The 13,363-nt window shown below is 43.1% G+C and carries 11 protein-coding genes; 2 read left to right on the top strand and 9 right to left on the bottom strand.

What is annotated here, in order from left to right; translation table 11 throughout:
• Window positions 1-21: 21 nt before the first annotated feature.
• From V7S74_RS10545 to V7S74_RS10525, 5 genes are all read right to left on the bottom strand, one after another.
• Window positions 22-552 carry a hypothetical protein gene (locus V7S74_RS10545; RefSeq protein WP_406778723.1) on the bottom strand — a complete coding sequence of 177 codons (531 nt, stop codon included), beginning with the start codon at window positions 550-552 and terminating at the stop codon, window positions 22-24.
• Window positions 533-1,825: a hypothetical protein gene (locus tag V7S74_RS10540; protein WP_406778722.1), complete on the bottom strand. Its 1,293-nt coding sequence runs from the start codon at window positions 1,823-1,825 to the stop codon at window positions 533-535. Before V7S74_RS10540 ends, V7S74_RS10545 begins: the two co-directional genes overlap by 20 nt.
• Before the next feature lie 245 nt (window positions 1,826-2,070).
• A complete protein-coding gene (locus V7S74_RS10535; protein WP_406778721.1) occupies window positions 2,071-3,933 on the bottom strand; it encodes an ABC-F family ATP-binding cassette domain-containing protein in 1,863 nt (620 codons plus the stop codon).
• Between the two features lie 22 nt (window positions 3,934-3,955).
• Entirely contained in the window at window positions 3,956-4,822 is an 867-nt protein-coding gene (gene tatC / locus V7S74_RS10530) for a twin-arginine translocase subunit TatC (protein WP_406778720.1), read from the bottom strand.
• A gap of 6 nt (window positions 4,823-4,828) precedes the next feature.
• Window positions 4,829-6,118 (bottom strand): serine hydroxymethyltransferase, encoded by a 1,290-nt coding sequence (locus V7S74_RS10525; RefSeq protein WP_406778719.1) that lies wholly within the window; start codon window positions 6,116-6,118, stop codon window positions 4,829-4,831.
• Between the two features lie 151 nt (window positions 6,119-6,269).
• Here V7S74_RS10525 and V7S74_RS10520 point away from each other — a divergent pair, with 151 nt between their 5' ends.
• The gene (locus V7S74_RS10520; RefSeq protein WP_406778718.1) at window positions 6,270-8,279 is read left to right on the top strand and encodes a protein-disulfide reductase DsbD family protein; all 2,010 of its coding nucleotides are present in this window, start codon (window positions 6,270-6,272) and stop codon (window positions 8,277-8,279) included.
• The gene (locus V7S74_RS10515) at window positions 8,279-8,725 is read left to right on the top strand and encodes a hypothetical protein (RefSeq protein WP_406778717.1); all 447 of its coding nucleotides are present in this window, start codon (window positions 8,279-8,281) and stop codon (window positions 8,723-8,725) included. Before V7S74_RS10520 ends, V7S74_RS10515 begins: the two co-directional genes overlap by 1 nt.
• A gap of 63 nt (window positions 8,726-8,788) precedes the next feature.
• Here V7S74_RS10515 and V7S74_RS10510 read toward each other — a convergent pair whose 3' ends face one another.
• From V7S74_RS10510 to V7S74_RS10495, 4 genes are read right to left on the bottom strand one after another with little or no spacing between them, the layout of a single operon-like run.
• Window positions 8,789-9,037 (bottom strand): hypothetical protein, encoded by a 249-nt coding sequence (locus V7S74_RS10510; RefSeq protein ID WP_130894818.1) that lies wholly within the window; start codon window positions 9,035-9,037, stop codon window positions 8,789-8,791.
• Window positions 9,038-9,088: 51 nt separating this feature from the next.
• Window positions 9,089-10,792 (bottom strand): M3 family oligoendopeptidase, encoded by a 1,704-nt coding sequence (locus V7S74_RS10505; protein ID WP_406778716.1) that lies wholly within the window; start codon window positions 10,790-10,792, stop codon window positions 9,089-9,091.
• Between the two features lies 1 nt (window position 10,793).
• Complete coding sequence (locus V7S74_RS10500; RefSeq protein ID WP_406778715.1) at window positions 10,794-11,840, bottom strand: 2Fe-2S iron-sulfur cluster-binding protein; 1,047 nt, start codon at window positions 11,838-11,840, stop codon at window positions 10,794-10,796.
• Between the two features lies 1 nt (window position 11,841).
• Complete coding sequence (locus V7S74_RS10495) at window positions 11,842-13,335, bottom strand: glycoside hydrolase family 10-like protein (protein ID WP_406778714.1); 1,494 nt, start codon at window positions 13,333-13,335, stop codon at window positions 11,842-11,844.
• Between the last annotated feature and the right edge of the window lie 28 nt (window positions 13,336-13,363).

Raw genomic sequence — 13,363 nt, 5'->3', positions numbered from 1 at the left:
TTTTCCATAAAATAATTATTCCTATTCAATATATTCATTTACTTGAAAAATTGAAGAGGACCTCCTGGGGAAGGACAAATACACATTTGTTAAATTTGATCCCAAATACCCTCTAGCTTGGGCGAATTGGTGTTCTAATGTTAAAAAAATCTCACTGCCGAGGTTTTTGTTTTTCTGGAACGGATTGCCTGTAAAAAGTGGTAAAATAACGTATTGCTCTTTCTCTGTAGAATCAGAAAAATTCCAATATACTTCAGAATTTTTTATCGCAATGTTTACTTCATCCACTAAAGATTTATCCAATTTCCCCCAGTTTTTTATCTCAGTTATTCCGCTTTTGGAGTTTATTTTAAAAACAAAAAGAGTTATGGTTGCCTTTGATTTTTTGTCGAAAGTAAGTTTTTCTCCAACATATTCTGAAAACGTATTTCTAGGTTCAATCGGATCTTTGAAAGAGAGAATATCTTTAGCTATTTTTTGCCCAAAAGTACTAAATGAAATAAGTAGTATTATAACTAATTTATCAAGGTTTTTAATTGCAATATGTGCCATATTGTTTGGTGTTTAAAGTATTTGAAAATTTAGAAATTGTATTGTCAACTTTTTCTCGGGTTAAATTAGAATCAATCGTTTTTAGAATTAATTCATAATTTGGGATTTTTGCTAAACCTGAAGCACATATAGATTTTGCTTCCTGTAAATTCATGCCATATGATTTTTCCAAAAATAGTGCCATTTCCCCAACAAATCCAGATGCAATTTTGATGTGATCTTGCATATTTGAATCATTCAAATAAACATGTAATATTTCATGAATTATTGTCTTTGCTATTAATTCTTTTGAAGCATTTTGTAAAGTAGCCATATTTAAACTTATATTTTTACCTACAGTTTTACCATATATTGTAGATGTATATAAGATACCATTAATTTTAAATGACTTAGGCTCTTCATAATAATTATTATCTATAGTAAAATCATATCCACTTCCTTTTTTTGAATCGTCGAATAGTTCTATAATACAAGCAATTTCACCCTTTAAATTATTGTTTGTTAATTCATATAGAACCTGATTAAAACAATCAATAGTTAGGTTATTTGTAATCTCTGGATAAGTATAAGAAGTAAAATTAATATTTGCCCCATCACCTCCACCACCAGATCCTGATCCTCCTTCATAATATCCATAATAATTCAAATAAAGTGGTCTACCGACACCTCCACCTCCGCCTTGTTGGTATAAACTAGGCGCTGAAACTCTGACATCACCCAACATAATTCCGAATAGGTATTGGTAGATCATATCTATTTCCATTTCCAATAAATTCATTTCTTTATTGGAAGCAATTTTACCCTTTGAAATGGGTGTTTTACTTTTACGAATGAATCCTCCTGTAAGTACTTTACCTTCAATTGAGTTAATAATAATCTCCATATCTGTATCATTCAAACGCTTGTAGGATTTAAACCATCCGTGTCTTTTGCCCCCTAACTCAAATGTAATAAACTCTTTGAATCCAGAGGCTGTCTTTACAAATGCTGAATGACCTTTGATACTATCAGAAAATGTAATTGGGATAGCATTATCCCATTCAATTGATTTAGCTTGTTTTAACTTATCATTTTTCGTTGCCCATTCTTTTAACACCGAAGTGGTCTCAATAGAAGAAGGACTTACCTCATCAAATGTAGCCTCCTTACTACACGAATTTAAAAGTAACAGAAAGATAAAGCTGAGCAGAAGCTTGGGAAGACCTTCTTTGGCCAAATGAATAATTCGAAATTCATTTAAAGTGATCAGTAAATTGGGTACTTTGTTTTCCATAATACAAGATGTTTTTATCTCGATTTTAGCGAGGCCAAAATAGAAGATGGTGAGAATCATCCCTAATAGGACGATTAAAACAAATTATGATGGGAGAGAACAGGATTAGCGGCAAGAAATGCGACTAATACGAAGCTTAAAAGAGGTCTTTTGATTAGATTTCAAAAGGTCATGGGATAAATGTAGTCTTTTAAACTCAGAAAGCAAGTGAATAAAAAAAAGCCCCGAGAGATCGGGGCTTTTTTTTATGCTCTTTCAGATAGCTCAAGCCATCTTAGCTCTTTTTCTTCCAAGGTGTTTTTGATATCCTCAATGGCCTTCGCCCAATCGGTCAATAACTGAAAGTCTTCTGAGCCTTGGTTGAGTTTTTCGACGAATGAATCTTTTTCGATCTCTAATTTCGCCATCTCTTTCTCTAATTCCTCGAACTCCTTTTGTTCCTTGAAGCTTAGCTTTGGGCCTTTCGGTGCTGCGGGAGCAGCGGTCGAAGGGGCTTTTACCGGGCTTTGTTTTGCTACAGGCTCGTCTTCTTTGTTTTCCAAGGCAATCCGGTAGTCCGTATAGTTTCCGTTAAAGAAGTTTACCTCACCTTCGCCTTCCACTAGAATCAATTGATCGACCAGGTTATCCATGAAATAACGGTCGTGGGATACTAATAGTAAACAACCTTGGAATTCGCTTAAGAAGTCCTCCAGTAATTGTAAGGTGTCTAAGTCCAAATCATTCGTAGGCTCATCCAGAATCAAGAAATTGGGATTCTTAACGAGCACGCGCATGAGTTGTAAACGCTTCTTTTCGCCACCTGATAGCTTTTCCACCGGAGTGTATTGCTGGGCGGTAGGGAAGAGGAACTTGCTCAAGAATTGACTCGGGCTGAGCGATTCGTTCTTTCCGTAAGGGATTACTTCTGCGATCTCCGTGATCGTATCGATGACGCGTTGTTCTGGTCGGAAATCGAAGGGGATTTGGGTATAATAACCCACCACTAAGGTTTCGCCTGGATCGATGGTGCCGGAATCCGGTTGTTCAAGACCTGTTAATAATTGTAAGAAAGTTGTTTTGCCGGCGCCGTTCTTGCCCACGATACCGATGCGGTCCTTCTTCTTGAACGTATAGGTAAAGTCGTTGATGATTTTCTTGTCGCCCCAGGCCTTTTTCAGGTGGTTGATTTCGATGATCTTATTGCCCAAACGAGACATTTGGATGTTTAATTCCAGTTTGCTGTCGTCTAGCTTTTTATTTGCTTTTTCTTCCGTTTCATGGAAGGCGTCGATGCGGTATTGGGCTTTTGTACCCCGGGCTTTCGGTTGCTTGCGCATCCACTCGAGCTCCTTGCGGTATAAGTTCTTAGCCTTTGAAATACTGCTGGCTTCTGAGGCCTCGCGCTCGGCTTTTTTCTCTAGGAAATAGGCGTAATTGCCTTCATAGGTATAGATGGAGCCGTCGGCTAATTCCATCATTTTATTGCAGACCTTGTCTAGGAAATAACGGTCGTGGGAAACGACTAAAACGGTGACGTTTGGGCCAGACATGATTCCTTCTAACCATTCGATGGTTTCGATGTCCAAATGGTTAGTTGGCTCATCCAGAATCATAATGTCTGGACTCTCGATCAGCAGTTTAGCAAGGGAGAGACGTTTCTTTTGGCCCCCAGATAAGGTGGATACTTTTTGATCTCCATCTGGAATACCTAAACGGCTGATGATTTGTTTTGCACGGGCTTCGTAATCCCAAGCATTATGTGCTTCCATTAAAGCGAAGGCATCTTCTAATTCTTTTGAATCGCCGGAAAGCATCGCTTTTTCGTAGGATTTGATGGCAACCGCGCTGGGTAAGTCGTCTGAGAACAGGTAATTAAGTACTTGTTCGTTTTCGGCGAAAATGGGATTCTGAGGCAGATAACCCACGCGAATACCTTTGCGGATGGAGATTTTACCTTCGTCTGGGGTTTGCATACCCATGAGGGATTCCATCAAGGTGGTTTTACCCGTCCCGTTCTTTCCGATGAGGGCTACTTTTTCGCCTTTTTGGAGGCCAAAAAATAAACCTTTAAACACCCATCTTTCGCCCAGGTTGCGTGAAATGTTTTCCGCCGATAAATAATTCATTTGTTTGTTGTTGAGAATTCAATTACGAATTCGATTCCATCTCTTCTTCTCTCATTTTACGCTTCAAGACACGTCCTGAAACGCCGATACTGATTTCATACAAACCTAAGAGTGGAAATGCCACTAACAGTTGTGAAACCACATCCGGAGAAGGAGTGATGATCGCCGCCACGATAAAAATGACAATCAGGGCATGTCTGCGATACTCCCGCATGAAAGACGGGGTTAAAATGCCCACTTGAGATAGCACGAAGGCTACCATCGGTAATTGGAAGGTAATACCGCAAGCCAAAGTCAACATCGATAACAAGGAAATGTAATCGTTGATGTCGAATTGGTTTTGGATGCTTGGGTCTAGCTTAAAGTTCGCTAAGAAGTTAATGGCCATAGGAGCCACTACGAAATAGCCGAAAGCTACTCCACTAAAAAACAAGACAGAAACCCAGAAAACAGCCCCACGTGCTGCTTTCAATTCCTTGCTCTTCAAGCCTGGTTTGATGAAGCGCCACAATTCGTGGAACATGTAGGGGAAGGCAAATAAAAGACCAACGATGATGGACTGTGTTAGCGCCATCATGAATTGACCAGAAACCTCTCTACTTTGTAAAATGAAGTCCGCCTTCTGCATGCACAAACTAGGCATGTTGAAGAGGTCAGCGGCTTGGCACAGGATTTGGTTCGTATAAAAATCTGTCTTCGTAGGCCCTAAAATGATCGAGCTGAAGATGAACTCGCGGAAGAACCAAGCGGCCACCGCAAAGACAAAAAAGGAAGCAACAGATCGCAGAATATGCCATCTTAATTCTTCTAGATGACCTAGGAAGGACATTTCTGTGCCATCCGTTACCTCATCGTCGTCGAAATCGTCAAAATCTTGATCTGTTGCCATAAAAAATTATAGGTATAATGGGAATTGCTTTACCCACTCATTTACTTCTCCTTTGATCGACTTCAATACCGCCTCATTATCGTGGTTCATCAAGGCTTTGTCCACCATATCCACGATTTGCGTCATATCGCCTTCTTTCAAACCACGTGTCGTCATCGCCGCCGTTCCCACACGCATACCTGAAGTAACGAATGGAGACTTGTCGTCGAATGGAACCATGTTTTTGTTAATCGTAATATCCGCTTGAATCAACGTATTCTCCGCTAACTTACCGCTTAAGCCTTTCGGGCGTAAGTCGATTAGCATCAAGTGGTTATCTGTTCCGCCTGAGATGATTTCATATCCTTTCGCTAAGAAAGCCTTCGCCATCGCTTGTGCATTTGACTGCACTTGCTTCGCGTAAGTTTCGAATGTTGGAGTTAATGCCTCGCCAAAAGCAATCGCTTTCGCCGCAATCACGTGCTCTAATGGACCACCTTGCGTTCCTGGGAACACCGCGCCATCAAGACATGCCGACATCGTTTTTAATTCACCTTTCAATGTTTTGAACCCAAATGGATTCTCAAAATCATTCCCCATCATAATCAAACCACCACGCGGTCCACGAAGCGTTTTGTGCGTCGTCGTCGTTACGATGTGGCAATGCTGCATCGGGTTATTTAATAATCCCTTCGCGATTAACGCAGATGGGTGAGAAATATCAGCTAATAAGATCGCACCTACTTGGTCTGCGATCGCGCGAAGACGTGCATAATCCCAATCACGAGAATAAGCAGACGCTCCACAAATGATCAATCTTGGTTTTTCCTTTACTGCTGTAGCTTCTACTTTGTCCCAGTCGATCAATCCCGTTTCTTTTTCTACACCGTAGAAGAAAGCTTGGAAATACTTTCCTGAGAAGTTCACCGGAGAACCGTGTGAAAGGTGACCACCGTGAGATAAGTCAAAACCCAAAATTTTATCACCTGGATTCAAGAAAGATAAGAATACAGCAGCATTCGCTTGTGCACCTGAGTGAGGTTGAACGTTTGCCCACGCTGCTCCGAATAATTTCTTCGCACGCTCAATCGCTAATGTTTCTACTTCATCCACTACTTCGCAACCACCATAATAACGCTTCCCTGGTAGTCCTTCGGCGTATTTATTGGTTAAAACACTTCCCTGCGCTTCCATCACCTGTGGGGATGCGAAGTTCTCAGAGGCGATTAATTCAATGCCAAATTCTTGGCGATGCGCCTCCTGGTTGATCAGGTCAAAAATCTCTTTGTCTCGTTGTGTAGGGAAAGTGGATGCCATAAAAATCGAATGGGTTCTGGATTACATTTTGAAAGGTCGAAATTACGTTTTTTTCTCCTAATTGAAAAATGAAAACCCGCTATAATAAGACAAATATCACGTATGGTTCTGCGCTTTTTTCTTAATTTTGGCTTTACATTTCTAGACAAACATGAAATTAAAATATATCGCCTTTCTTTTGTTCGCTTTTCTAGCCATTCCGGCTGTTGCACAAAAGATTACACCCGCTAAATGGTCCTGGTCCATCAAGCCTGCAAACCCGAAAGTGGGGGAGCAAGCGGAGGTCATCTTTATAGTGGCTATCGAAAAAGACTGGTACTTGTATTCCTCTGATTTTGACAAAGATCTAGGACCCACGGTAACCACGGTGACTTTCAAGCCGGGCGCCGGATATCAAACCATCGGTGGATTGAAAGCCATCAACCCGCATTCGAAAAACGATACGGAGATTTGGAATGGTACCTATACCTATTTCACTGGTCAAGGGGAATTCCGCCAAAAGATTAAAATTACCGCTCCTGAGTACAAGATCGAGGGTTCCTATGATTCACAGTCTTGTTCGAATGTTTCTGGGCTATGCGTTCCGGTAAAAGGGGTGTTTAGTTTAGTAGGTAAAGCGGAAAAGACCGCAGTGGCTGATACGGCTGCTACTGCTCCAGTAACTGTGGATTCAGTGGCGGAAGCACCGGTTGCAAAATCAGCACCTGTTGCTCCCACGGCACCATCTGCACAAGCTCCCCAAGAGGAATCCTTATTTACCTTTTTCTGGATTGCCTTAGGTGCTGGATTCCTCGCTCTATTAACTCCTTGTGTCTATCCATTAATCCCGATGACGGTGAGTTTCTTTACGAAACAAAAGGGGGGTAAAGGCCTTGCGTTCTTGTACGGTGGCTTTATCGTGTTGATTTATGTGTTCTTCGGTACGCTTTTAGCCTTCTTTGCAGGAGCTAGTTTTGCGAATTTCTTAAGTACCCACTGGATTCCGAATATGCTCTTTTTTACGATTTTCATCCTGTTCGGAATTTCTTTCTTAGGCGCATTTGAAATCGTGTTGCCATCGAATCTGGTGAATTCCGTAGATGCGAAATCGGACAAAGGTGGTTTCATCGGCGTCTTCTTTATGGCCTTCACGCTGGTATTGGTTTCGTTCTCTTGCACGGGCCCTTTAGCTGGCTCGATCTTAATAGCGGCCTCGCAGGGCGCTTTCTTGAAACCGATTATCGGGATGCTGGGCTTCTCTTTAGCCTTCGCGATTCCTTTTACCTTGTTTGCGATTTTCCCTGGGTTCATGCAGAAGTTGCCTAAGTCGGGTAATTGGATGAACGAGGTGAAGGTGGTGTTAGGTTTCTTAGAAATTGCGCTAGCGTTTAAATTCTTGAGCGTTGCGGATCAGGTGTACCACTGGCATTTATTGGATCGCGAAATCTTCTTAGCGATTTGGATTGCGATCTTTACGGCCTTGACTTTGTATTTATTTGGGAAGATTTCCTTGCCACATGACGGCCCAGCGAAGAATCTCTCGGTTCCGCGTACCCTGTTTGCGACGGCGGTTTTGGCTTTTGTGATTTACTTGGTTCCGGGTATGTTCGGGGCACCGTTGAAAGGACTTTCGGGTTGGTTGCCACCGATGAATTCGCAGGATTTCAAAGGGTCTCAAGCGGTTGAATCGGTTGAGCAGAAAAATGAAGCCTTGTATAGCGATTTCTTAGAGTTGCCTTTGGGCTTATCGGGCTATTTCGATTTCGAGCAGGCGAAAGCGGCAGCTTTGAAAGCGAACAAACCTTTGTTTATCGACTTTACTGGACACGGTTGTGTGAATTGCCGGAAGATGGAGGAATATGTTTGGTCTGATCCGGCGGTGCTTCAGCGCTTGAAACAAGATTACGTGGTGGTGGCTTTGTACTGTGATGATAAGACGGAATTGCCTGCAGACAAGTGGTATACTTCGAAAGTGGATGGTCAGGAGAAGAAGACCTTAGGGGACCAAAACCTCGACTTCCAAATCTCCCGCTTCAACTCGAACGCACAACCACATTACGTTTTACTAGATCCTCGTAATGACGCAAAACCGATGGTGCCTCCGGTTGCTTTCGATGCGAATGTAGGGCACTTTGTTACTTTCTTAGATCAAGGAAAATCCATTTATCAATCCGCGAAATAATGTCTTGGGCTGCCTATTCTGGAGTAATGATAGCCACAGGGCTAAAATTTATCGCGGGACCTATCACGGGTTTTAGTGTAGGCTTAGCCTGGTATGAAACGGTTTTCTTTACCTGGTTAGGGGCTATGTGTACGGTGACGTTCATCATTACGGCAGGGAAAGCTATATTGGGTGTAGTTGCAAAGTACCGAACGACGAAACCTAAATTGTTTTCGAAACGTATTCGCTATGCGGTGGATATTTGGCAGCGATTTGGGATCAAAGGAATTGCGGCGTTGACTCCCTTGATTTTTACGCCCATCGGTGGAAGTTTGCTCGCGCTGTCTTTCAAAGTGCCCACGGCCCGCATTCTGTTCTTTATGGCGATCTCCTCGCTTATTTGGTCACTGATTTATGTGGCCGGCATTTACCAATTGACTTTCTTGCGAGAAATGCTCGTGCATTAAACTCGATTAGGGGCATAAAAAAAGCCGGATAAACCGGCTTCTTAAAATCTATGTCCTCAGGAATTAGTTTCCTTGGTTGATCGCTTTTCCTTTGAATAATTTCTCACGGATCGCATTTGCTTTCACCTCTAACTCTGGTTTCGCATCGTATGTTAACTTCGATTGAACCGCTGCGCTATCTGGGTGAACGCCATATACATACTCGTCGCCTTTACGAACGTCTTTTTGTTTGATTGTGTTGTTTTTTTGGTAATCACATGATGTCGCTACCGCTAAAATGGCTACTAAAGAAAGTAAATTCGTTAATTTCATAAGGCTGTGTCAATAATTATTTGCAAAAATAAGGAATGGGACATCGTTTGCCTAACTTTCCTCCAATTTTTTAATTTGATCCGCTAAAAAGTTCATTAATTCCTGAATATAAGGCTTGCTGAAATTGAATTCGATTCCAGCTGTCGCATAAATCGTTTTCATCGGCTCTGTATATCCTAAGGACAACGCTGCGATGTATTGATCGAGGGCTTTTTTCGGATTTTGGCAATAATTACGCCAAACCGCTAGCGCCCCTAACTGCGCAATCGCATATTCGATATAGTAGAATGGCACCTCAAATAGGTGCAACTGCTTCTGCCAGATATTTGATCTCACCTCCGCTAAACCATCCCAATCGGTAATGGAATCCGAGAAACGAGAAACGATTTCGTTCCATTTCGCTTCCCGTTCAGCGATTGTATGAGCTGGATTTTCGTACACCCAATGCTGGAAGGCATCGATCGTCGCCACCCACGGCAAGGTCTCTAAGATGTCTTCTAGGTGTTTGATCTTCGCTCTTTTTGCCTCTTCTGGATTCGAAAAATAAGTCCCCCAACGGTCCATCGTCATCAATTCCATACTCATCGAGGCAAGTTCTGCCACCTCAGATGGGAAGTTACGGAAGGAATTCAAGGCTAAATCTTTCGTTAAAATACTATGCACCGCATGCCCTCCCTCGTGCAATAAAGTCACGACATCGCGCACCGTTCCGGCTGCATTCATGAAGATGAATGGATACCCCGTTTCCTCCAATGGATAGTTATAACCACCCGGGTTCTTGCCCTTGCGAGAATCCAAATCAAAGCGATCCAATGTCACCATTTCTTTTAAGCAATTGCCTAAGAATGGATCCATCTCATCGAACACTTCGATCGTTTTCTCCAGTAATTCTTCGCCTGTCTCGAAAGGTTTCAAAGGACCACGACCTAAAGGGTCTACGGCTTTATCCCAAGGCTTTAAGGCATCAAGCCCCATTTCTTGCTTGCGCTTCGCTGCGGCCTCATTTAACAAAGGAACCACCGTTTCTGCAACCGCCTCGTGGAATTCAAAGCATTCCGCCGGACCGTAGTCGAAGCGACCTAAACTAGCGAAAGCATAGTCACGGTAATTCTCGAAACCTGCATTCTGAGCTACCTGATGACGCTTTTCGATGAGCGAAGAATATAAATCGTTCAGCTCGGTTTTGATGCTTAAACGTTTCTCCACCATCGTGCGGTAGACCGATTCGCGTTCAGCTCGGTCGGTCGACTCTAAAAGGGCACCCGCTTGCTGCAAGGTTTTCTCTTCACCATTTATTGTTACCATTAAAGCGCCGGTTAGGGCTCCGTAATTGGTTTCTAAATTCTGCAATTCAGTGAACAAGGGAATATTTTCCTCGCGGAAGATTTCGATGGCCTTTTTCATGCCACGCAACATCACTGGGAAGCCCGTTTCTTTTAATTCGGAAACGAAGGGACTTTCGGTCACCTTCTTGTTCCATGCATCGTCGAAAACAGACGCGTTCGGCATGATCTCGTTCACAAACTGTGCGTAGCTTGTTTGCAAAGTTTCGTTTTGGTTGTCGCAAGACATCTTGATGTAGCGCCACGCGAAGTTCTCCGATAGATAGGATTCTAATTCGGAGCGGTTTTGGCAAAATAAACGTAGATCTTCAATGCTCGAAATCTGCGTCGCGCTCAATTTTTCAAAATAAGGTAACACCGATTCCCAGGTACTCAGTTGAAAATCTGCCGGCAAAAATGTTCTATTTCTCATATTAATCTAAATCAATCACTACCCCAGCGCTCAATGGATGCGCCACGCAAGTTAAAATATAGCCCTTTGCGATTTCGCCCGGGGTCAAGCCATCTTCCTCATCCATACCCACAGTTCCACTTTTGCAAAGTCCCATGCAGGCGGTGCACATGCCCGCTTGACACGAATAGGGGATGTCCAGGTCCGCTTCCAAAGCAGCCTCTAAAATAGTTTCGCTCGGTTGAACGGTAATTTTATGCTCTTTCCCCTCGTAAATCAAGGTGATTTCTTGCGTCTTCAATGACCCATCTTCCTCCGCCTGCTCCATTTCAGCGCTTGCGGTCACCCCAAACGATTCCTGGTGGATCTGACCCGCCGGCACATCAAACATGGCTAAAGAAGATTGAACCTCCGTCATCATTCCTTGCGGTCCACATAAATAATAGTGGGCAGAGGCGATGTCTAGGCCTAATTCTTGCTTCAAATAATAGACGATAGACGCCTGGTTAATGCGTCCTTTCAAGCCTGGCCAATTAGCCGCAGGTTGAGAAATGACGTGTAACACTTTTAGGCGATCAGCGTACGAGGTTTCCAAAGCGTCCAACACTTTTTTGAAGATGATTTGATCTTCATGACGTGAGCCATAAATCAGGTGAATCTTCGATTTAGGCTCGCCGTGCAAGATGGTTTTAATCATCGAAATCAAAGGCGTGATCCCGGAACCAGCTCCCACGAATACGTAGTTTTTCGAAGCGGAAGCGTCTGCTTCCAGGGTGAAATTACCCATCGGCTCAAGCACCTCTAGGCTATCTCCCACTTGTAAGGTGTCGCATAAAAAGTTAGATACTAATCCGCCCTCGATACGTTTTACGGTGATGGCTGGAGTCATATCCGTCTTCATGGAAGACGATAAACTATAACTTCTACGGACTTTTTTGCCCTCGATTTCGGGAATGACGGTTAGGAATTGACCTGATACATAATGCAAAGCATCATGGATTGGTTGCCAAAAATGAATCGTCTTCGTGTCGATCGTCTCGACAGTAATTTCTTTAATTTTTAAATGCATATTAATCGCTGCTAACGGGTTTAACCCACTGGACTGCACTTGGTCGACTCTCATTATGAAGTCGATCGAAGGCAGTCACCGTAAAGCCATAACCCGGTTTTAGGTCATCTTGTTCTAAAATTAACTCGGTTGCTTTCCCTTTGTACACGATATTACTCGGGTCCTCCAGGTGTTTTTTATCTTGTTTCGGGATACGATAAACCACATAATAGGCCACCGGATCCCCATCGTCAGATTCTTCTCCAGCCTGCCATTTCAATTTTTTATTCGCTAAAAATACCTGTGCAGGCGCATGAGGCGCGATACTGTCTAGCCAAGGCGAGGTAGGTAATAAGGCAGTGTGTGCAAAATAATTCCTGCGCAACGTATCCCTAAAGGCCTTCGTGTTTTTAGTCAGGGAAGTCGAGCTATAGAAGATCAAACCCTGCCCATTAGGCATGCTACGGCTAATCTCGACCTGCTTTTTCATCTCCTTATTTGTCCAAACATCCCCTAAATGATAGGATGCCATCCCGAAATACACCGGTTTACCGTGGGAATGCGCGTTCCACCAATCCGCAAGTGGCTTAAACGGAGCCACGCGATGAGCGGTGTCCCAATACAATTGGGGCGCGATGTAATCTAACCAGCCTTGTTTCAGCCAATGATCCGTATCTGCATACAAATCGTCATAAGATTGCAAGCCCTTCACAGTGGGCATCCCATTCACGGGATCGGATGTTTTATGTCGCCAAATTCCAAAGGGACTAATTCCGAATTTGATTTTCGGATTCGTTTTTCGGATGGTTTCTGAAATCTCCTGAATTAAAGCACTCGTATTTCGCCGACGCCAATCAGCCTTGGACTCGCCTGCATTCCTGTATTTCAGGTAAGTATCCTCGTCTTTTAAGGTTGATTTAGGGTCCGGATAGGGATAAAAATAATCATCAAAATGGATACCATCCACGTCGTAATTTACAATAATATTGCGAACCAGTCCAGCGATATAATGGCGCACCGCCGGTATCCCAAAATCAAATAACAACTGTCCATTATAGGTCAAAAGCCACTCGGGGTGCTTTCTAGCCACATGTTCTGAACTTAAAAGTGATCGAGAGGACATGGAGGCGCGGTTCAAATTCAACCAAGCATGAAATTCCATTCCTCTCGCATGGGTCTGGTCGATCATGAATTCCAAAGGATCGTAATAGGGACTTGGAGCCTGTCCTTGTTTTCCAGAAAGGTAGGTTGTCCAGGGTTCTGCACTTTTCGCATAAAGAGCGTCAGATGCGGTTCTGATTTGGACAAAAAGGGCATTGATTCCTGTTTTTTGGTGGGAATTTAAAATATCAATAAATTCGGATTTTTGTTTCGCTCCGTCGTAATTGTGTGGGCTGGGCCAGTCGATGTTTTGAACGGTGGCTACCCAAACTCCCCTCAACTCACGTTTAGGACCATCAGCAAATGAGCTGACAGATAAAAGACAAAAAAGGAGGATGGTAATTAGGCGCATCATTCGAGATGCAATTTACCTAAAAATGGGC

Source organism: Aquirufa novilacunae (assembly GCF_045310505.1).
Lineage (GTDB): Bacteria > Bacteroidota > Bacteroidia > Cytophagales > Spirosomataceae > Aquirufa > Aquirufa novilacunae.
The sequence above is the reverse complement of the archived record's forward strand: the minus strand, read 5'-3'. Positions and strand labels throughout refer to the sequence as shown.

Excerpts from the sequence above, each read along its gene's own strand:
- V7S74_RS10545 (WP_406778723.1), bottom strand. The coding sequence starts at position 552 with ATGGCACATATTGCAATTAAAAACCTTGATAAATTAGTTATAATACTA.
- V7S74_RS10540 (WP_406778722.1), bottom strand. The coding sequence starts at position 1,825 with ATGGAAAACAAAGTACCCAATTTACTGATCACTTTAAATGAATTTCGA.
- V7S74_RS10535 (WP_406778721.1), bottom strand. The coding sequence starts at position 3,933 with ATGAATTATTTATCGGCGGAAAACATTTCACGCAACCTGGGCGAAAGA.
- tatC (WP_406778720.1), bottom strand. The coding sequence starts at position 4,822 with ATGGCAACAGATCAAGATTTTGACGATTTCGACGACGATGAGGTAACG.
- V7S74_RS10525 (WP_406778719.1), bottom strand. The coding sequence starts at position 6,118 with ATGGCATCCACTTTCCCTACACAACGAGACAAAGAGATTTTTGACCTG.
- V7S74_RS10520 (WP_406778718.1), top strand. The coding sequence starts at position 6,270 with ATGAAATTAAAATATATCGCCTTTCTTTTGTTCGCTTTTCTAGCCATT.
- V7S74_RS10515 (WP_406778717.1), top strand. The coding sequence starts at position 8,279 with ATGTCTTGGGCTGCCTATTCTGGAGTAATGATAGCCACAGGGCTAAAA.
- V7S74_RS10510 (WP_130894818.1), bottom strand. The coding sequence starts at position 9,037 with ATGAAATTAACGAATTTACTTTCTTTAGTAGCCATTTTAGCGGTAGCG.
- V7S74_RS10505 (WP_406778716.1), bottom strand. The coding sequence starts at position 10,792 with ATGAGAAATAGAACATTTTTGCCGGCAGATTTTCAACTGAGTACCTGG.
- V7S74_RS10500 (WP_406778715.1), bottom strand. The coding sequence starts at position 11,840 with ATGCATTTAAAAATTAAAGAAATTACTGTCGAGACGATCGACACGAAG.
- V7S74_RS10495 (WP_406778714.1), bottom strand. The coding sequence starts at position 13,335 with ATGATGCGCCTAATTACCATCCTCCTTTTTTGTCTTTTATCTGTCAGC.